The organism is Endozoicomonas sp. ALE010, from assembly GCF_049310165.1.
GTDB lineage: Bacteria > Pseudomonadota > Gammaproteobacteria > Pseudomonadales > Endozoicomonadaceae > Endozoicomonas.
Window position 1 is genome coordinate 25,433 of the sequence record NZ_JBLYNV010000024.1, and the last position, 20,202, is coordinate 45,634.

The following is a 20,202-nucleotide window of genomic DNA, read 5'->3' on the forward strand; positions in this document are numbered from 1 at the left end:
ACTAGGATTCTTTTGCAAAGCCGCTGAAACAGATCATCAGCGAAAAAGCCAACCTGATAGCACAACAAGAGTGATACGCATCACATGGATCAGAAAGCATTTACCACAGAGCTTGAAAAAAACCTGCGTCGTGAACTGGGCACTACCCCGAAGCAAGCCACACATCGCGACTGGTGGCAGGCCCTCTCTCTGGTACTCCGTGACATTAATCTGGACCAGCTTCAGGAAAGTAGCCTGGGCGTCACCAAAGAGACAAAGCCGCAACGTCATGTCTGCTACCTCTCCATGGAATTTCTGATGGGACGCCTGCTGGGTGACGCCCTGATGAACCTTGGACTTTACGAAACCGCAGCCACCCTGCTGCAATCCCACGGCGTTCGCATTTCTGATGTTCTGGATCAGGAGCGGGACATGTCCCTGGGCAACGGTGGTCTGGGTCGTCTGGCCGCCTGTTTTATGGATTCTCTGGCCAACCAGCATATTCCAGCCACCGGGTACGGCATCAACTACCGCTATGGTCTGTTTCGTCAGATTTTTGTGGATGGTTACCAGAAAGAGAAGCCGGATGTCTGGCGTGAATTTGGCAGCCCGTGGGAAACCTGTCGTCCATCCGAGACCGTGGAGATTGGCCTGTTCGGTCATATGGAAATGGACAACGATGGCAATAACCACTGGGTGCCTGGCAAGAAGCTTTTCGGTGTGCCCTGGGACATCACCATTCCATCCTTTGGCGGAAACTATGTAAACCGCCTCCGTCTCTGGGAAAGCCTGGTGGGTGCCTATCCTATCGATCTGGATAAATACAATCAGGGTGAGTATCTGGAAGCCTGCCGTAACCTGGTGGATGGCGATACCATTTCCGGAGTCTTGTACCCTGAAGACTCAACGCCGCAGGGTAAGGATCTGCGACTGATCCAGCAGTACTTCTTCACGGCCTGCTCCCTCAAAGACATTATCCGTCAGCATAAGCAGCGTGGCCTGCCATTAAGCAGTCTGGCAAAACACTACGCGCTGCAATTGAACGACACCCACCCGGCTATCGCCATTCCGGAATTAATGCGCCTGCTGATGGACGAAGAAGGCATGGTCTGGAATGAGGCCTGGGCCATCACTCAGGAAATGTGCCACTACACCAACCACACCCTGTTGCCAGAAGCCCTGGAGAAATGGTCTGCCTCCCTGCTGGACCGTGTTCTTCCAAGACACTTGCAGATCATTGAGATGATCAACTACGTCTTCCTGAACGGCGAGGCTAAAGAGCAATGGGGCGACAATGTAGAGATCATCAAGAAAGTCAGCATCTTCGAAGAGCTGGACAACGGTGATCGCATGATCCGCATGGCCAACCTGTCGGTGATTGGCAGTCGCCGGGTCAATGGTGTTGCCGCGCTGCACAGTGGTCTGGTTAAAGCCAATCTGTTCCCCGAGTTTGACGCCCTGTATCCCGGCAAGCTGGTCAACGTCACCAACGGTGTTACCCCAAGACGCTGGCTGGCTCACTGTAACCCGGGCCTGGCACGACTGCTGGATCGAAATATCGGCAAAGAGTGGCGTACTGACCTGGACCAGCTGGAAAAACTGACACCACTGTCGGAATCTCCCGATTTTCTCGATGCCTTTGCCAATGTCCGTTTCAAAAACAAGGAGCGACTGGCGCGGTTGATTGAAAAAGAGTGCAAGGTCAATGTTAACCCCAATGCGTTGTTCGATGTTCAGATTAAGCGACTGCACGAGTACAAGCGTCAGCAGTTAAACCTGTTGCACATCATCAGCCTGTACCACGAAATGCTCGATAACCCGGATGCCGAACATACCCCACGGGTATTTATTTTTGGCGCTAAAGCTGCACCAGGTTATGTAATGGCCAAACAGATTATTCTGGCCATCAACAAGGTCGCCCAGGTTATTAACAACGATCGTCGTTTGGATGACCGCCTGAAAGTGGTATTCCTGCCGGATTATCGCGTCACCCTGGCGGAACAGATCATTCCTGCCGCCGATCTTTCCGAGCAGATCTCCACTGCCGGTTTTGAAGCCTCCGGTACCGGCAATATGAAGCTGGGCCTGAATGGTGCACTGACCATTGGGACACTGGACGGAGCCAACGTGGAAATTGCCGAAGCGGTGGGCGATGAGAACATCTTTATCTTCGGAAAAACCGTCGATGAGATTGCCGAACTGCAGCAGCAGGGTTACAACCCATACCCTTATTATGAGAGTAATCCGGTACTGAAGCGGGCCATTGACGCCCTGATGAATGGTTCCTTCTGCCAGCACAAGCCCGACCTGCTGAAACCCGTTGCGGAAGATCTGATGCATCGTGACCAGTTTATGGCTCTGGCTGACTTTGACAGCTATCGTGAAGCTCAGCAGAAAGTGTCCGACACTTTCCGTAAGCCAAGGCTCTGGTGGCGCAAAGCAGTGCTGAATACCGCACGACTGGGTCGATTCTCTTCGGACCGGTCTATTGCTGACTATGCTGAGAAGGTTTGGAATAGTAAATAATCAGGTGGTTTTGGCAGCTTACTGAGCGTGAGCTGCCGCTAATTATTCTTGTTAATCTGTTCCTAAACCACTGACTTTCTGTGCTTCAACGTGAGGAGTACTGAATCAAATATCAGGCACTGTCTGCCTTACCCAACCCAACAGTTCAACGATGTTGGTATAGACTCCCGGGTAACCCGGCTCAGCGCAGCCGTAGCCCCAACTTACGACACCCAGCTGGTACCAGGTACCCTGGTGGTTATAAACCATGGGACCACCACTATCGCCCTGACAGGAGTCTTTGCCTCCTTCATCAAAACCAGCACACAGCATATTTTTGGTAATCGCTCCGTCATAATGTTGCCCGGAGTTGCAAAGCTCTCTCTCCACATAGGGCACCTGAACCACATGTAGCGTGTCTGGTTGTCCCTTCTCATACCCCAGGGTTCCCCAGCCCATCACCTCAAATACTGAACCTTTATTAATGTCTGCAAAGTGTTCTTCAGAAATCAGACGAACAGGTTCAATACCCTCAACGTCCTGCTCTAATTCAATAATGGCAATATCGCTATCGATGGTTTCTTCGTTATAGTCTGGATGTATATAAAGCCTTGCCACCCGGTAGAAACGGCCAGCACCCGGCTCACTGAGTTTATGCCCCCCCAACCAGACGGAAATAAATTCGGCATAATCCTGAATGTCTTCGACGCAATGGGCAGCCGTCAGGACATACTTGCCACCAATGTAGGCCCCGCCACAAAAATGCACCTCTCTCAATACTCTTAATGACGCCATATAAGGACGGGAAAATGGAGAAAGCTCATCACCACCAACAATTTTTATTCCTGAATAGTTACTCGTCTTTTCAGGATGCGCACTGACGCTTACAGCAAATACTAAAACTAATTGACTTAATGCCAACACGGCCATCTGCAGGAGTTTTTTCACTATTGAAGTCCCTTTCAATGTTAAAATCACAAAGAGGTCATGGATATTACAGTTGTGTTTTCTGTCGTTTAACAAGACGGTTTAATGCACCCAGAGAGTGTAAGTGTGCATAGGTCCACGCCAGCCAACCGGAATCAAACCAGCTTTTCACTTTTTCTTCGGGAATGGAATTCAGTTTTTTCTCATCAATAACTAATAACCCTTCGAGCCTTAGGGGCTTATCCTTCTCCAAGAGAATTTGGAGATTGAACGGAGATAACAGATCAAGCGCTTTTAATTCATGACAATAATCAAGGGTATTCTTATACTGCTGATCATAGTTATTAAGAAATTGAATAATGTTATTCAGGGTTTCTGTATTTTCACCGTCATCACTGAAAAGTGCTTCACCTTCTTCACCAGCAAACTGACTGGCTTTCTGATCAAAGCAAACAGAGCCTTCATCGGTCAGGGCGAAAGGATAACGGCGGATAAAAGCAGGAATATAGCTGTCACTCCAGCTGCCCGCCTCACCCAGGTGCTTATGCCCTGCATCCATCAGCGAAAGCAGGGCAAGGGGGAAAAAGTTGCCCTGCTCATCCTTACTGAAGAGCACTGGCATATCACGGCTGGCTTCAAAAAACTCGATACCGGTCAGTGGTACAGAGTTTACCTCTTCGGTGAAAGAGTAGTCGTCAGATGCCTTGAACTTAAGGGTCTTATGCACTTCCCGGTTGAGAAATGTCGGCTCATTGTAAAACAGTAATGTTGCCATAATCAGGGGCCGCCTCTCTTGTTTTGTCTGGATATAAAACCACTTCTAAAAATAGTTATTTTGACATTTTTAAGCTGACCTGAGCTTAAAATTTTTACATAGCACATTAAAGGTATCAACGAATAAAATGTTATATGATTGTTAAGGGTAAGTGATTGCTGCAAAAGAATGATGACAATGAATAAAAACCACTCATTTTCAGGCTTCATTCCTGACTTAATAGTCAGTAATAACAACCATATCTTTGATTTATTTTTTCTCAGGAATTAAACGGAGTCCCCACCAATGTCCACTGAAACCCTGCAACTCAATGATACGCTCTATCAATATATTTATAACGTTGGTCTGCGTGAGCACCCGGCATTAAAAGAGCTCAGAGAATTGACCAGCCACCATCCCTACCGAATGATGCAAATCTCTGCCGAACAAGGGCAGCTTATGGCCATGCTGGCAAAACTATCCAATGCCCGCAGAACCATAGAAATTGGTGTTTTCACCGGTTACAGTGCGCTCTCTGTTGCCCTGGCACTGCCCGATGATGGGGAGCTGATTGCCTGTGATATCAGCAGTGAGTATACCGACATAGCCAAACCCTTCTGGGAAAAAGCCGGTGTCTCTGAGCGGATCAAACTTCACCTGGCTCCGGCGTCTGAAACCCTGGATCAACTGATCAGGAACGGTGAACTGAATCAGTTTGATATGGCCTTTATTGATGCGGATAAAACGGGGTATGACGTTTATTACGAACAATGCCTGCAGCTTATTCGCCCTGGTGGGCTGATTCTTATCGATAACGTGCTGTGGAGCGGGAGAGTAGCAGATGCAGAAGCAAGTGATGAAGACACTGCAGCACTGAAAGCATTAAACCGGAAAATTCACGACGATGATCGTGTGGATATGATGATACTGCCTGTTTCCGATGGGCTTACCATTGCCATCAAGCGTTAAATAGCTAACCATATGAAATCATCCCACTTTCACCACCAAAATAACGTAATCATTTGATTTTGAAGCATATATTCTATTCGAATATATGGTTGGCACGATTTTTAATCGTTTAAAATCAAAATGTTACCAAGGGGTGGTGAAGGTCGGAATCATATATTTCTGACTCCATATGGCCAGCTACTTAAGAATAATGAGCACAGAGAGTTACTCGTTCCCACACCGCAGAGGCTGTCGCGAAAGTCTTTTTAATCTGTCTTTTGCGACAACCTCTCCAGCCTGGGAACGAGACAATTTTTAATTGGGGTTCTTTTCCGTTTTCATTGACTCCTCATAACTTGGAGGTGGTTCATCAAAAGTCTGTGTACCCGGAGGGCTTAACCAATACTCTAAAGAACCATACGCAGGAGGAGCTGACGGCATTGAAAAATAGCCATCTCCCTCAGGATCAGCAGGAGGAGATGATGGTGTTGGGAAATAGCCATATTCTCTCTCAGGATCAGCAGGAGGGGCTGACGGTATTGGAGAATAGCCACAAGCTCCCTCAGGCTCAGCAGGATCATCATGAGGCGGTGCAGGCATATCGTCACAAATTTTTCCTTCAGGCTGCTGTATATTAAGACCGCCTTCTTTCTTTAAAAAATCAACAATCACTGTTTTATTAAGCTCCTCTGCCTGGTCCAGAGGGGTGCATTTGCCATGGCCATTGATAGGCTGCCCTCTATGCAAGAGAAGAAGGATTATCCTACAGGCTGCCTGCTCATCCATCCATCTTGATTGAACTGCAGCATTAATAAGTGCATCGATACCGCTTTTCTGAACAGGTTTGTAATATTTTTTTTTCTTTTCGTTGAGCTTTGGGTCAGTCAGATATTTCACAATATCAAAGTGTCCATGAGAAACCGCTGACCAGATAGGAGCCTCGAAAGATTTTATGCAAACTTTTATTCCTTGACCAACAAAATAATTGAGAACTTCAAGGAATCCGTGCCTGGATGCCATTTGCATCGCTGTAGCAGAGTCTAAACTTAATTTCTTACATAGTGATTTGATGCCTGATTCCTTTTTGGTTTCAATTGCGTTTTGCAATTCAATTAAACAGTCAAACTCTTTTTTCTCACTCACGGACAATAAGCCATATCTCTTAAGGTTACTTCTATTCCTCAAAAGTCTGGCTATGCGTAATTTATTTAACTCCACTGCCCTATTGAGAGGAGTAACCACATCACAACCATCAGGATCTTCTCCCTTACTCAGAAGAAACTCGATCATTCTGCAGGCTGTATCCTCATCCATATTTGATGATAGAACTGCATCGTGGATAAGTCCCTCATTTTCAGTTCCTTCACCAAAGATGAAGAAAGACTTGTCTTTGTCTTTGAGTCCGAGATCAATCAGATATGCCACGATTTCTAATTGTCCATAAGAAACGGCTTTCCAAATATGGGAGGAGGAGCCAACTTTATCAATTTCTTCTCCTTTGTTGATAAAATACTTAAGTACATCAAGGTAGCCATACATGATTGCCATATTCACCCAGTAAGAACTACGATATTCTTTCAACAGTTCTTCTATTATTTTTTGTTTTCTTTTTGGTTCAACACCCCAAAACCCTGTATTCAAATTGACAGCCTCATGAAAACGTTGCAGATTCTTAACTTCTCTGGTGCTTTGTCTTAAAATAAATTCATCATGTAAATCGCTGGGTACCCGAATATGAGGAACATGATGATGATTATTTTCCTCTGGGTTCATGTCGAGGCTATGTTTACTGATACGTTTACCGAAACGTTTACTGTTACGTTCAACGTAACGTTTACTGATACGTTCACCGTAAAGTTCACCGTAACGTTTATCGTACCGTTCACTGTAACGTTCACCGATACTAAGATTATTGACGTATTCTGTAATCTGTATTTTCCGGTATCCTGCGCTTCTGCATTCATTTCGCTCGGAACTGCCGGGGGGATTTGGGCATTCTTTAAAATCAGTGCAGCAACATAGGATGCTAAAAGGTCGACTTGTAGTTTCCATTAAAATTCCTTATCACATTATTAATTAAGGACATCCCTTAACACACTGTTATAAAAGCTTCCCCTTTAGAGTAAAATTTCAGAATTTAGTTCCCATACTGACAACAACTAATCAATCCAGTAATTTTTGGTATTTACCAATAGCACCTTCTCAGGGTAGACATTAAGTCCCAACCACCCCGAAAAGGCTTAATCTTGTACGCCCTGAACAACCACCCCGTGCAGGGTGCTCTCGTTTCGCATTTTTCATAAGAAAATTAAAAAAGCATCTTAATAATTGAGTGACCTTAATTATAAAGCCAACCGCAAAAAGCCAGGCATTAGCATTACTAACCGACTGGTTAGTTATTTGTGGAAAACAAAATGGTTAAATTGCAACGTTTTTTAACAATGACCCCGTTGGTAAAGCTCTATTGAGTTCGTAGCAAAACTTGCACGAGCCATTTTAATACAAATAATTAACACAAGGATTGTCCAATGACTTGCATAGCCGCATCTGAATTTGCGATACCCCTAACTGTGGATTTGACCGATCCGCATGGTAACGATAAACCTGTTACAAAAAGTTCCGAAAACCAGGGGCAACCAATCCACCACAGGGCCATATCGCCGATCAATCATCCTGAGCCCCGGGAGCCCGAGAACCTCAGGTTATTGATGGAACCTCTGCCCGGGCAAACAACTGCATTTCACCAGATGCAGCCGCTTATAGCTGATGAGATTACCATTGATAATCCGGAATTTAAGCGGCCACCCGGAAAAATAAAAAAGCTGGCCCTGGCGATTAAAATCTTTTCTAAAAGCTTTAAAACAATGTCTTGTTTCAATAATCCAGAGACTGACAGGAGTGCACGGGTAGAAAAAATACGTAACCGGGTTTTCACCGGAACCGCTGCAGTGTTAGACATACTGACCGGGGCAATCATCTTAAAAGGGTTTATAGACTTTATGGGTTCTTGTCGTCAACGTGGAGAGTCAGACACTATACTCCTGGATTTTCTTGTTGCGGCTATCGCCATAACCGTAATGTTTGGGACTTTTGGTATTGGCTGGCTGCTCTCTCAGGGAATCTCTCGCCTGGTGACCTCAACCGTGGCAGCGTCGGTGGATACCCGTGAAAAATTAGCCGAGATGACCGGCTTTACATCACCAGAAGAGAGATTTTTAAACAAATATCAAAGAACGCAGGAGTCTCTCACCGTATTGAAAACCAAGCTTATTGATGCTGAGCTGTCCAGTACTTTAAGACATTGTCAATCCAGTGAAGCAGAGCGTGAAGCCAGAGAGCAGGCCAAACTTGATACTCAAGCTTTGAATCCAGGCGCTGCCAAGGATAAATGGTATGATTCTTTACAGCGTTATTACCTGAGAGAGTGGGCTGAGTTCTATCAGTTCAGTAGTGAGGAACTAAAGGAGGAAATCCGTAAAACCGAAGATTGGCTTAACAGGGCAGCAAAACAGAAAGAACGGCTCTGTAATGAACAGGAACTACAAAAACTGAATGCTGTGGTTGCTGACGAAAACCCGGCTCACCGGGCTCCTATGTAATTCGAAGGTAATGGGCAGCGTGTACGGTTGTAGACGTTAGCCTTTTAAAAATCGCTGTGAAGACCGCTTCTCTGGACAGGATGGGCATAGCACCTTTCAGAAGAACCTTAAACATTTCATTCTACAGCCAGGGGTTAGCTATGCTTACCAGCTGGTTAGTGCTTTATTGAATAAAAAATCATTTAATATTTTCAATTGATGAGAAACAGACGGAAATGTTTTATCAATTCCCTGCCAGAATTTGCAGGCGATCTCTAAATACCAGCAATTAAGACAAGGAGTGTCCCATGATTAACACAACTGGTCCGGCGACATTATCGGCATCTGCGAACCCCTCAACTCAAGCAAAAAAAGCGACAGAGCAGCCAAGGGACGATAAAGCTGTCGAGTCCAACAGCCATACAAGGCCAGATCAGTCACTCTCTCACAGGGCAGTCTCTTTAACCGAGCAATCACCAGGACTCAAAGCATCCGAAAAACTTAAGCTAACGGCAACTTCGTCACCAAAACAAACAGCCATTGACCAGATGCATTCACCATTTAAGGCTGATATTACCATTAATGATCCGGAGTTCAGGCAACCACCCGGCAAAATAAAAAAGCTTGCCCTGGCGATTAAAATCTTTTCGAAAAGCTTTAAAACAATGTCTGATTTCAATAATCCAGAGACTGATCGGAGTGCCCGGGTGGAAACCATACGTAGTCGGGTTTTCACCGTGTCCACTAAATTGTTGGACATACTAACCGGGGCAATAATCCTGAAAGGGTTTATAGATTATTTAGGTTCCCATGAGAGTCTTAGATCTTCAGTCAATTTTCTCGGACTGATTATTATTGATCTTATCGCCACAATCGTAATTTTTGGGGCTTTTGGTATTGGCTGGCTGCTCTCCCAGGGAATTTCTCGCCTGTTGACGTCAACCGTGGCAGCATCGGTGGATACCCGTGAAAAATTAGCCGAAATGACCGCCTTTACGTCACCAGAAGAGAGGTTTTTAAAAAAATATCAACGAATGGAGGAGTCTCTGTGCGTACTGCAAACCAAGCTTATTGATGCAAAGCTGGCCAGAACGTTAAGAAATTGTGACAGAGGAAACGCAGAGATTAAGGCCGAAGAGCGCGCCAGAAAGGAGATTGCAAAGTTGAATCCTGGCGCTCATAAAGAGACATGGTTTGAATCTAAACAGCGCGAACACCTGAGAGATTGGTATGAGTTTTACGCGTTCAAAATTGAGGAACTGGAGCAAGAAATCAGTAAAACCAAAGATTGGCTTGGCCGGGCCGCAAAACAGAAAGCACTGCTCGCTGATGAACAGCGGGAACTGGAAGAACTGTATGATGACGTTGCTCCACCGATTGTCGGCAAATTGAAGCTGGAACCGCTTAAATTGATTCGTGTTTAATTCCCGGTTAAGTCCTGGGCGAGCAGCTTCTTTCCTGCCCTTTGAACTTCTGGCAACACATATTTTTCCCTACCCAAAACGAGAAACCCCGGCCTAAGCCGGGGTTTCTATGGGGTTTGGGAATACATTTTCGTTAGAAAATGTATTACTCCATGATTTTGGCAACAACGCCAGCACCAACAGTACGGCCACCTTCACGGATCGCGAAGCGCAGACCTTCTTCCATCGCTACCGGGTTGATCAGGGTAGCAACGAAGTTGATGTTGTCACCAGGCATGACCATTTCAACGCCTTCGTTCAGTTCTACAGCACCGGTTACGTCAGTAGTACGGAAGTAGAACTGTGGACGGTAGCCCTTGAAGAATGGCGTGTGACGACCGCCTTCTTCTTTGGACAGGATGTACACTTCAGCTTCGAACTTGGTGTGCGGAGTAACGGTTCCTGGCTTAATCAGACACTGACCACGCTCAACGTCTTCACGCTTGGTACCACGCAGCAGGGCACCGATGTTCTCGCCTGCACGACCTTCGTCCAGCAGCTTACGGAACATTTCAACACCAGTAACGGTAGTCTTGGTCGTCTCTTTGATACCAATGATTTCTACTTCGTTACCAACGTTGATGATACCACGCTCAACACGGCCAGTTACTACGGTACCACGGCCAGCAATGGAGAATACGTCTTCGATCGGCATCAGGAATGGCTGATCGATCGCACGCTCTGGCTCTGGGATGTACTCGTCCAGAGTTTCTACCAGCTTACGTACAGCAGAAGTACCCATTTCGTTGGTGTCTTCGCCGTTCAGGGCCATCAGGGCAGAACCGATGATGATTGGCGTGTCGTCACCCGGGAAGTCGTAGGTGTCCAGAAGTTCACGAACTTCCATCTCGACCAGTTCCAGCAGCTCTTCGTCGTCAACCATGTCGGCTTTGTTCAGGAATACCACGATGTAGGGTACACCTACCTGACGAGACAGCAGGATGTGCTCACGAGTCTGTGGCATGGGGCCATCAGCAGCGGAACATACCAGAATAGCGCCGTCCATCTGGGCAGCACCGGTGATCATGTTCTTAACATAGTCAGCGTGTCCTGGGCAGTCTACGTGCGCGTAGTGACGGTTTGGAGAGTCGTACTCTACGTGTGCAGTAGAGATGGTGATACCACGCTCACGCTCTTCTGGAGCGTTGTCGATCTGGTCGAATGCACGCATGGTGCCGCCCCAGATTTCAGCACATACACGAGTCAGCGCTGCAGTCAGAGTGGTTTTACCGTGGTCAACGTGACCGATGGTGCCGACGTTTACGTGCGGCTTCGAGCGTTCAAATTTTTCCTTAGCCATGTCTCTTAACCTTTAGCTATAGATAGTTCGAGGGTAGCAATATCAAGCAGGGCATTCTAACAGCCATTGTCACCGGAAAGAATTTCTCATGTTAAAAAAACATAAAAAAAACGGTTATTCCCGGGAAGCCGACGGTCAGAACCCCTTAGTTAATATCAACCCTGGTTTTTGATGACCGCTTCAGCAATGCTGGCGGGCGCTTCGGCATACTCATGGAATTCCATGGAGTATGTTGCACGCCCCTGAGTTGCTGAACGCAGATCGGTAGCGTAGCCGAACATTTCACCCAGCGGCACCTGAGCATTAATCACCTTGCCAGAAGGTGTATCTTCCATCCCCTGAACAATACCGCGACGACGGTTCAGGTCGCCCATAACGTCACCCATGTAGTCTTCTGGTGTTACCACCTCGACCTTCATCATAGGCTCCATCAGGACAGGCTTGGCCTGAGGCGCGTATTTCTTCAGAGCCTGCGAAGCAGCGATTTTAAACGCCATTTCGTTAGAGTCAACATCGTGGAAAGAACCATCGTACAGACGAGCTTTCAGACCCAGCAGCGGGTAGCCGGCGATAACGCCGTTCTTCATCTGTTCTTCGATACCTTTCTGGATAGCCGGGATGTATTCCTTCGGAATCACACCACCCACGATTTCGTTGATGAATTCCAGACCTTCTTCACCGTCGGAAGCAGGCGAGAACTCAACAACAACGTGACCGTACTGACCGCGACCACCAGACTGCTTGGCAAACTTGTGGTTAGCGTCAACAGAGCCTTTCAGCTTCTCACGGTAGGCAACCTGTGGCTTACCAATGTTCGCTTCTACCTTGAACTCGCGACGCATACGGTCAACGATGATGTCCAGGTGCAGCTCACCCATACCGGAGATAATGGTCTGGCCACTCTCTTCGTCAGTGTGTACGCGGAAAGATGGATCTTCCTGGGCCAGTTTGCCCAGAGCGATACCCATTTTTTCCTGGTCAGCCTTGGTCTTTGGCTCAACCGCAACAGAGATTACCGGCTCCGGAAACTCCATGCGCTCCAGAGTGATAATGCTGTCCATGGCACACAGAGTGTCACCGGTGGTGACATCTTTCATGCCGATCAGCGCTACAATGTCACCAGCGACGCACTCTTTCAGCTCTTCACGGTTGTTAGCGTGCATCTGTACCATTCGGCCAACACGCTCTTTCTTGTGCTTAACCGGGTTGTATACCGTGTCACCAGAGTTCAGAACGCCGGAGTAGTTACGAACGAAGGTCAGAGTACCCACGAACGGGTCGGTGGCAATCTTGAACGCCAGAGCGGAAAAAGGCGCGTTGTCATCCGCTTCACGGGTAGCAACCGTACCTTCTGCGTCGTCCAGGATACCTTCGATTGCCTTCACTTCTTTTGGCGAAGGCATCAGCTCGATAACGGCGTCCAGAACAGCCTGTACACCCTTGTTCTTGAAGGCAGAGCCGCCAAACACCGGGATGATTTCATTGGCCAGAGTACGGGCACGGATACCGGCCTTGATCTCTTCTTCTGACAGATCACCCTCTTCCAGGTATTTTTCCATCAGTTCTTCAGTGGCTTCAGCAGCAGCTTCGACCATGTACTCACGCATTTCTGCGCACAGCGCTTCCATGTCGGCAGGAATGTCTTCGTAAGTGAAGCTCATACCCTGGTCTTCTTCGCTCCAGATGATGGATTTCATCTTAACGAGGTCAACCACGCCCTTGAACTCGTCTTCGGCACCGATGGTCATCTGCATGGGTACAGCGTTGGCATTCAGACGGTCACGCAGCTGGCTGATCACCATTTCGAAATCAGCACCGGTGCGGTCCATCTTGTTGACGAAGACCATACGGGGAACTTCGTACTTGTCTGCCTGACGCCAGACGGTTTCAGTCTGAGGCTGAACACCGGAAGAACCACACAGTACGACGACAGCACCGTCGAGTACACGCAGGGAACGCTCTACCTCGATGGTAAAGTCAACGTGTCCCGGGGTGTCGATGATGTTGATACGGTGCTCGTCAAACTGAGCATCCATACCACGCCAGAAACAGGTAGTAGCAGCAGAGGTAATGGTGATACCACGCTCCTGCTCCTGCTCCATCCAGTCCATGGTGGCAGCACCATCATGAACTTCACCAATTTTATGGCTCAGACCGGTGTAAAACAAAACACGTTCTGTGGTCGTTGTCTTACCCGCGTCAACATGGGCACAGATACCAATGTTGCGATAGCGGTTGATCGGGGTTTTACGGGCCACGACTCAATCCTCTGATACTTAGAAACGGTAGTGGGAGAATGCCTTGTTGGCTTCAGCCATACGATGCACGTCTTCACGCTTCTTAACGGCAGCACCCTTGCTTTCGGCAGCGTCCAGCAGCTCTCCAGCCAGGCGGAGTTTCATGGACTTTTCACCACGCTTGCGCGCAGCGTCTACCAGCCAGCGCATGGCCAGGGCAGTACGACGGGCAGGGCGAACTTCAACGGGTACCTGGTAAGTGGCACCACCAACACGGCGAGACTTAACCTCTACCATAGGAGCGATGGTTTCCAGAGCTTTTTCGAACAGCTCCAGAGGCTCCTTATTGGTACGCTCCAGAACGATGTCCAGGGCACCATATACGATCTTTTCAGCGACAGATTTCTTACCGCTGACCATCACGTGGTTGATGAATTTAGTGAGTGTTTTGTTGCCAAACTTAGGATCTGGCAGCACGTCGCGCTTAGCGACTACGCGTCTTCTTGGCATTGATAAGCCCTCTACGTCGGTCTTCAGGTAATCCAGGATCAATCAATGACTTTTTCGATACAAAAAAGCAGTGACCTGGCCTTACTCTCATCAACCTGATATTAAAAAAATTTTTACCCGGCTTGACACTAGTCTCTTGCAACTAGTTTCTAGCCCTTAGGTCTCTTGGTACCGTACTTGGAACGGCCCTTCTTACGGTCGTTAACACCCTGGGTATCCAGGCTACCGCGAACGGTGTGGTAACGAACACCTGGCAAGTCCTTTACACGACCGCCACGGATCAGAACAACACTGTGCTCTTGCAGGTTGTGACCTTCACCACCGATGTAGGAAGTCACTTCAAAGCCGTTGGTCAAACGCACACGACATACTTTACGCAGCGCAGAGTTAGGCTTTTTAGGGGTAGTAGTATAAACACGGGTACAAACCCCGCGACGCTGAGGACAGGCCTGCAGCGCAGGCACGTCCGTCTTTCTAACCTTACGCTTCCGGGGCTTGCGCACCAGCTGGTTAATTGTTGCCATTCAGCAAACTCCAATCTCTATTCGAGAACCGTTTCTAAGTGTTGAGTCTGAACCGTCAGAGGAAAGAGCAGTCCAGACTCCTGCTTTAAACAGCAAAAGCCGGCAGAAACCGGCTTATACGACCCGGTCCACGACTAACTCACAAGAAGCGAACCACGGGCAAAATAAAGCGCAGAAATTCTACGGATCGACAAAAGCAACGTCAAGTAGGGGATTCAGCCATATAAAGCGAGAAATATCCCATACTCTGGCACAGAAGCGTGTTTAACAGGGGATTCTTACTGTTTTAAGGAGGGCTAACCAAAGACAGGGAAGATAATTTACGGGCAAAAAAGTTAACGCAGGAAAGCCAGAAAAAACAGATAACCTAATGATTTATATATTCTTTAATAAATGCCCCTTATCCGGCAATCACTTCCCCGAACAAGTGATAAGCGCTGCCAGAGCATTACCAGATATGCTAAAGTCGCCACCCCACACACCTTCAAAGTTTAAAACTCAATGAAACGCGAACTGGCAATCGAATTTTCACGGGTCACCGAAGCCGCCGCCCTGGCAGGTTATAAATGGCTGGGACGAGGCGATAAAAATGCCGCTGACGGTGCTGCCGTCGAAGCCATGCGCACCATGCTGAATAAAGTCGATATGCACGGTGAGATTGTGATCGGTGAAGGAGAAATCGACGAAGCACCCATGCTGTATATTGGTGAAAAAGTCGGCACCGGCAATGGTGAAAGCATTGATATTGCTGTCGACCCGATTGAAGGCACACGCATGACGGCCATGGGCCAGAATAACGCCATCGCCGTTCTGGCTGCCGGTGAAAAAGGCTCCTTTTTGAAAGCGCCGGACATGTATATGGAGAAGCTGGTCTGTGGACCGGGCGCCAAAGGCGTGATCGACCTGAATCTGGGGCTGCGTGAGAATATCCGTAATGTCGCCCGCGCCCTGCACAAACCCGTCGAGAGTCTGGTGGTCATCACCCTCGCCAAACCACGCCATGATGCCGCCATTGCCATGATGCAGAGCATGGGTGTTCGCGTCTTTGCCATTCCCGACGGGGATGTTGCTGCTTCCATTCTTACCTGCATTCCCGACAGCGAAGTTGACCTGATGTACTGCGTGGGCGGAGCACCGGAAGGCGTAGTTTCTGCAGCCGTTATCCGGGCACTGGGTGGTGATATGCACGGCCGTCTGGTAACCCGTGACAAAGCCAAGGGGGAAACGCCGGAAAACATTGAAGCAGGCCGACTGGAAGCGGAACGCTGCCGGGAAATGGGAGTAGAGCCGGGTAAAGTACTGCGCCTGGATGATATGGCCAGTTCCGATAACGTCGTCTTTTCAGCCACCGGCATTACCAAGGGTGATTTGCTCCAGGGCATTATGCGCACCGGCAATATCGCCACTACCGAAACCCTGGTGGTTCGCGGTAAATCCCGAACCATCCGCCGCATCCAGTCCACACACTATCTGGATCGCAAGGATGATGATATTAAGAACATCATTCTTTAACCCACCAGGAGGTTGTCTGGGAATAGCGCCCGTCTGGTAAACCAATTCAATGGGTTTGATGCGTACAACCGACCTTCACCACCCCTTGGTAACATTTTGATTTTAAACGATTAAATATCGTGCCAACCATATATTCGAATAGAATATATGGTTCAAAATCAGATGATTACGTTATTTTGGTGGTGAAAGTGGGGTACAATCTCCGTTCACCCTGAGCGGAGTCGAAGGGTGCTTGGCACGATCTAAGTTTCCGCCCTTCGACAGGCTCAGGACGAACGGAGTGCGAAGGCACCACAACCTGTCAAACTAATTGAAACCATGTACAAGAGCAATCGGGATAGTGCAGAGTCTCACAACTCTGCTCCTCCCACAACACCGGCCATACGGATCACGTAGCACGGCGTTTCAAATCTACTCTGTATTCATCTTGCCGCCAATTCTGGCAGCCCGAGGTTCTTGAAATATCTATTCGGCAATGCTTGAGTTAGTGCCGACTACCACTCAACCGCATAGGTCCATGAGCTGATTTTGCCGTATTCCACGCAAGGAAACGACTTACTCCCAGAAGCCTCAACATTCGGTAGCCTTTGCTGCCCCATTGCTTCAGGATATAACACCGTAATCGTCGTCGAATCCATTTGTCCAAATCTCGCAGAGGACTCAGTATTTCGGCAATGTCGAAATACGCTTTGACCACCACGGACGATGGGAAGCCTGGTTTTGCAGGAGCAAAAACCAGCCCAACCAAGCAGGGATTTTCTAAGCTCTGCAATAATCCGGATGATTGAATGGCCTCTCGTTCGACGGCTCAGTTGTTTAACGGTCGTTTTCAGTGTGGTCAACGCTTTATCACTGACTTTTACTTTTAACACCCGTCGACTGAACGTAAATCCAAGGAATCTGCGCTCCCAAGGTCGGCCTGCTGCGCTTTCCTGGGTATTCACTGTGAGTCGCAGTGATTCTCCAAGATAACGTTGCAGGCTTTTCATCACGCGCTCACCCACTGTTTTGCTTCTGACGAAAATTACGCTGTCATCGGCATAACGAGCAAACCGAAGGTTCCGCTTTTCCAGTTCCCAGTCCAGATTATTCAGCACTATGTTTGAAAGAACAGGCAACAAAGGGCCACCTTGTGGTACACCTTTCACACTGGCTTGCTTTGTTCCATTAATGCAAACACCCGTTTTCAGATAACGGTTGATTAACCGAAGCAGAGTGGCATCCTTATGGTGAGCTTTGAGTTGTGTCATCAATAAATCATGATTGACATTATCAAAGAATGCCTCAAGGTCGCCGCCCACCACCCAGCTGTTTCCGTCTCGTATGACTGATTGTGCGTGACGTATGGCTCGATGTGCATTCCGGTGAGGGCGAAAACCGTAACTGTTGTTATGGAATTTGCTGTCCCACTCTTCCTGCATAATATGGGCAACAGCCTGCTGTATCAGTCGGTCAAGTACGGTAGGAATACCCAGCTTGCGTTTGCGGCCATCCGGTTTTGGGATTTCCACCCGCAGCACGGGCCTGGATTGGCAGGCTCCTTCTGCCAGTTACTGCCGAATCTTTGGCCAGTGTTGTTTCAGGAAGTCTGGAAGTTCATCAACGGTCATGCCATCAATACCTGTGGCTCGTTTATTACGTTGAACCTGTTTCAGTGCACGTACCAGATTATTCCTGTCCAGTACCCGCACCATCAAAGATGAACAAAAGATGCTTTTTTACAGTGAAGAGCGGTTTAATCGGGTCTCCCGTTTCCGGTTCACCCTCTGTTTTATCCCGAGACAACGACAGTTGTTTAACAGATGCCATCCGAAATCACTTCCCCGATGATTACTTTCCAAGATTTGTTCTGGCCTTCAGTGGCCGGAGACCACCTACTATGCCGTCTGCTGATAGGGCTATGGATAGCCCGTATGCCGAAAATGCAGGAGCAATTTTCGGTCTTCTGCACTGCGATCACAGCGGATTGCTCCGTTGTGGGTATTCCGGAGGCATTCGGCCACCCATTCCGGTAACATCCGGCCACTGATTCCGGAAACATTCGGCCACCTATTCCGGTAACATCCGGCCACCCTTTTCCAGCCAGCGACGCAGTCTTTTTCAATAACCGTTACCCTCGTTCTTGAGACCCTTTCAAGGATGACGGGATTGCATCATGAAGAGACTGCCCATGCGCAAAATTCGTGAAGTTTTCAGGCTCAAATTTGAGCACAACCTCAGTGAGCGAAAGATCGCCCAAAGCTGCAATATCTCCCGCTCAACCGTTAAAGATTATCTGGCCCGGCTTTCGGTTTCTGAACTGACCTGGCCACTGCCTGACTCCATTGATGAGCATACGTTGGAGCAGCAATTGTTCCCCGTCAAACCATCATCAGGCAGGAACAAGCAGGCTCAGCCTGACTGAAGCCAAATTCATCAGGAACTGCGGCATCCCGGTATGACCCTGATCGACTTTGGCAGGAGTACAAAGCCTGTCATCCGGATGGTTATCAGTACAGCTGGTTCAGTGACCAATATCGCTCATGGAAGAACCAGGTGGATGTGGTCATGCGGCAAAACCATATAGCCGGAGATAAACTCTTTATTGACTATGCAGGTCAAACGATGCCTGTCGTTGACCAGTACACTGGTGAAGTACGACAAACACAAATTTTTGTCGCTACACTGGGAGCTTCCAACTATACCTATGCTGAAGCCACCTGGAGCCAATCGATTCCGGACTGGGTCGGCTCTCATGTACGTGCCTTTGACTATTTTGGAGGCACTCCCTGCACACTGGTCCCTGATAATTTGAAATCAGGCGTAAAACAGCCCCATCGGTATGAACCGGTGATCAACCCCACCTATCAGGATCTGGCTGAGCATTATCAGGTAGCCGTTGTTCCCGCCCGGGTCAGGAAACCTCAGGATAAGGCCAAGGTTGAATCTGCCGTACAGGTGGTCGAACGCTGGATACTGGCCAGCCTGCGTAACCAGACATTCTTTACCCTGCCTGCACTGAACAAAGCGATTCGAAGCCTGCTGGATGAGCTGAATAACAAACCGTTCCAGAAATTACAAGGTAGTCGTCGTTCACTGTTTGATGAGCTGGACAAACCGGCACTCAAGCCTTTACCTGCAGAGCGTTATCAATACGCTGAGTGGAAAGAGGCCCGGGTACCAATGGCACTGACTTAAGCTCACTTCCCTTGGTATTTCTTGAGTCTGCGTGCCTGCGACCTTTAATGCTGGAGCCTTTTATGGGGTTTTGGCCGCTTCTTAACGGCCCTTGGCTCCGACCGACCGGGCCGATTTCCAACAATATGCTGTCCTATGTTCGGGAAACCAAGCCCTTTTTTTGTGTGCCAGGCTGAGGATATTCTTTCTGATTTTTCTCGGTGTCAGGCATCAACAATGTTGAACCATCAGTAAGCAGTACACGACGTTGATGCCATAGCCATGATTCTGGTGAGGCGTGATCAAGACTATTGCCAGATATGCGCAACAAACCTCCTAGGGATGCTTCACTCAACCGTTGCCTCGCTTTGCAATATGCGCTGGTGTCAGTGTTGGGCACTTTCTTCTTGTTGCCCCTGACGACCTGCTCTCTCGCTTCATCAATGAGGGTGTGGCGACATGATTTGGTGTCACTGGCCACCTGCCGCATGAACAAGGTTAATGTTTTGATGGGTGGAAAATCGCTTTCCCTGCAGCCGGGGTAACAATTCTGAAAAGAGTTAAGGCCATCAGAGGTAAGGATTGATGAAAATTCATCACTTTCAGTCTGTGCAAATTGGTGAAGGCATTCATCTGCAAGGGACAGAAACTCTTGGCTACACTTGTTCATGGCTTGCTCGGAAGGGAAATATTTAGGCTTGTGACTTTTTATAGTCGCTTCTTTCCGAGTAAGCCTTGAATTATCAAGGGCTGAGGCCTTAAGTCAATGCCATTGGAGTCTGCCCCCTGTTTAAACGCTTACAACAGGA

15 protein-coding genes and 2 pseudogenes are annotated in these 20,202 nt (G+C 48.2%); 6 read left to right on the plus strand and 11 right to left on the minus strand.

The annotated features are described in order from the left end of the window. Nucleotides 1-84 precede the first annotated feature (84 nt). Nucleotides 85-2,505, plus strand: coding sequence for a glycogen/starch/alpha-glucan phosphorylase (locus tag ACO6UY_RS11735; RefSeq protein WP_422461463.1), 2,421 nt, complete (start codon nucleotides 85-87; stop codon nucleotides 2,503-2,505). Between the two features lie 105 nt (nucleotides 2,506-2,610). Here ACO6UY_RS11735 and ACO6UY_RS11740 read toward each other — a convergent pair whose 3' ends face one another. Next, nucleotides 2,611-3,432: a serine protease gene (locus ACO6UY_RS11740; RefSeq protein WP_422447572.1), complete on the minus strand. Its 822-nt coding sequence runs from the start codon at nucleotides 3,430-3,432 to the stop codon at nucleotides 2,611-2,613. A gap of 46 nt (nucleotides 3,433-3,478) precedes the next feature. Next, complete coding sequence (locus tag ACO6UY_RS11745) at nucleotides 3,479-4,186, minus strand: SapC family protein (protein WP_422447574.1); 708 nt, start codon at nucleotides 4,184-4,186, stop codon at nucleotides 3,479-3,481. 285 nt (nucleotides 4,187-4,471) lie between these two features. On the opposite strand from ACO6UY_RS11745, the gene ACO6UY_RS11750 reads away from it, so the two are divergent. Continuing rightward, a complete protein-coding gene (locus ACO6UY_RS11750; protein WP_422461465.1) occupies nucleotides 4,472-5,134 on the plus strand; it encodes a class I SAM-dependent methyltransferase in 663 nt (220 codons plus the stop codon). Between the two features lie 294 nt (nucleotides 5,135-5,428). On the opposite strand, the gene ACO6UY_RS11755 is transcribed toward ACO6UY_RS11750, so the two are convergent. Next, nucleotides 5,429-7,165: a hypothetical protein gene (locus ACO6UY_RS11755; protein WP_422447578.1), complete on the minus strand. Its 1,737-nt coding sequence runs from the start codon at nucleotides 7,163-7,165 to the stop codon at nucleotides 5,429-5,431. 695 nt (nucleotides 7,166-7,860) lie between these two features. Between ACO6UY_RS11755 and ACO6UY_RS11760 the strand changes: the two genes are divergently transcribed. Both ACO6UY_RS11760 and ACO6UY_RS11765 read left to right on the plus strand, forming a co-directional pair. Further along, on the plus strand, nucleotides 7,861-8,712 hold the full coding sequence (locus tag ACO6UY_RS11760) for a hypothetical protein (protein WP_422447580.1): 852 nt from the start codon (nucleotides 7,861-7,863) through the stop codon (nucleotides 8,710-8,712). A 287-nt stretch (nucleotides 8,713-8,999) separates the two neighbouring features. Continuing rightward, on the plus strand, nucleotides 9,000-10,115 hold the full coding sequence (locus tag ACO6UY_RS11765; RefSeq protein WP_422490020.1) for a hypothetical protein: 1,116 nt from the start codon (nucleotides 9,000-9,002) through the stop codon (nucleotides 10,113-10,115). Nucleotides 10,116-10,260: 145 nt separating this feature from the next. On the opposite strand, the gene tuf is transcribed toward ACO6UY_RS11765, so the two are convergent. From tuf to rpsL, 4 genes are all read right to left on the minus strand, one after another. Then, a complete protein-coding gene (tuf, locus tag ACO6UY_RS11770) occupies nucleotides 10,261-11,454 on the minus strand; it encodes an elongation factor Tu (protein ID WP_257294232.1) in 1,194 nt (397 codons plus the stop codon). A 155-nt stretch (nucleotides 11,455-11,609) separates the two neighbouring features. Then, nucleotides 11,610-13,712 carry an elongation factor G gene (gene fusA / locus ACO6UY_RS11775; RefSeq protein WP_422447584.1) on the minus strand — a complete coding sequence of 701 codons (2,103 nt, stop codon included), beginning with the start codon at nucleotides 13,710-13,712 and terminating at the stop codon, nucleotides 11,610-11,612. Between the two features lie 18 nt (nucleotides 13,713-13,730). Then, the gene (rpsG, locus tag ACO6UY_RS11780) at nucleotides 13,731-14,201 is read right to left on the minus strand and encodes a 30S ribosomal protein S7 (protein ID WP_101748087.1); all 471 of its coding nucleotides are present in this window, start codon (nucleotides 14,199-14,201) and stop codon (nucleotides 13,731-13,733) included. A 149-nt stretch (nucleotides 14,202-14,350) separates the two neighbouring features. Continuing rightward, the gene (gene rpsL / locus ACO6UY_RS11785; RefSeq protein ID WP_101748082.1) at nucleotides 14,351-14,725 is read right to left on the minus strand and encodes a 30S ribosomal protein S12; all 375 of its coding nucleotides are present in this window, start codon (nucleotides 14,723-14,725) and stop codon (nucleotides 14,351-14,353) included. 501 nt (nucleotides 14,726-15,226) lie between these two features. Between rpsL and glpX the strand changes: the two genes are divergently transcribed. Further along, nucleotides 15,227-16,237, plus strand: coding sequence for a class II fructose-bisphosphatase (gene glpX, locus ACO6UY_RS11790; protein WP_422447586.1), 1,011 nt, complete (start codon nucleotides 15,227-15,229; stop codon nucleotides 16,235-16,237). Nucleotides 16,238-16,721: 484 nt separating this feature from the next. On the opposite strand, the gene ACO6UY_RS11795 is transcribed toward glpX, so the two are convergent. The 3 genes and pseudogenes from ACO6UY_RS11795 to ACO6UY_RS11805 form a co-directional block, all read right to left on the minus strand. After that, nucleotides 16,722-16,937 (minus strand): group II intron maturase-specific domain-containing protein, encoded by a 216-nt coding sequence (locus ACO6UY_RS11795; RefSeq protein ID WP_422447939.1) that lies wholly within the window; start codon nucleotides 16,935-16,937, stop codon nucleotides 16,722-16,724. Between the two features lie 193 nt (nucleotides 16,938-17,130). Then, nucleotides 17,131-17,757 (minus strand): annotated as a pseudogene (locus ACO6UY_RS11800) (reverse transcriptase domain-containing protein); the annotation flags it as partial. A 148-nt stretch (nucleotides 17,758-17,905) separates the two neighbouring features. Beyond that, nucleotides 17,906-18,046, minus strand: coding sequence for a hypothetical protein (locus tag ACO6UY_RS11805; protein ID WP_422461471.1), 141 nt, complete (start codon nucleotides 18,044-18,046; stop codon nucleotides 17,906-17,908). Between the two features lie 346 nt (nucleotides 18,047-18,392). Here ACO6UY_RS11805 and istA point away from each other — a divergent pair. Beyond that, a pseudogene (gene istA / locus ACO6UY_RS11810) lies at nucleotides 18,393-19,396 on the plus strand (IS21 family transposase); the annotation flags it as partial. Between the two features lie 151 nt (nucleotides 19,397-19,547). Here the strand turns inward: istA and ACO6UY_RS11815 are convergent. Then, nucleotides 19,548-19,883 (minus strand): hypothetical protein, encoded by a 336-nt coding sequence (locus ACO6UY_RS11815; RefSeq protein WP_422490022.1) that lies wholly within the window; start codon nucleotides 19,881-19,883, stop codon nucleotides 19,548-19,550. Nucleotides 19,884-20,202 lie beyond the last annotated feature (319 nt).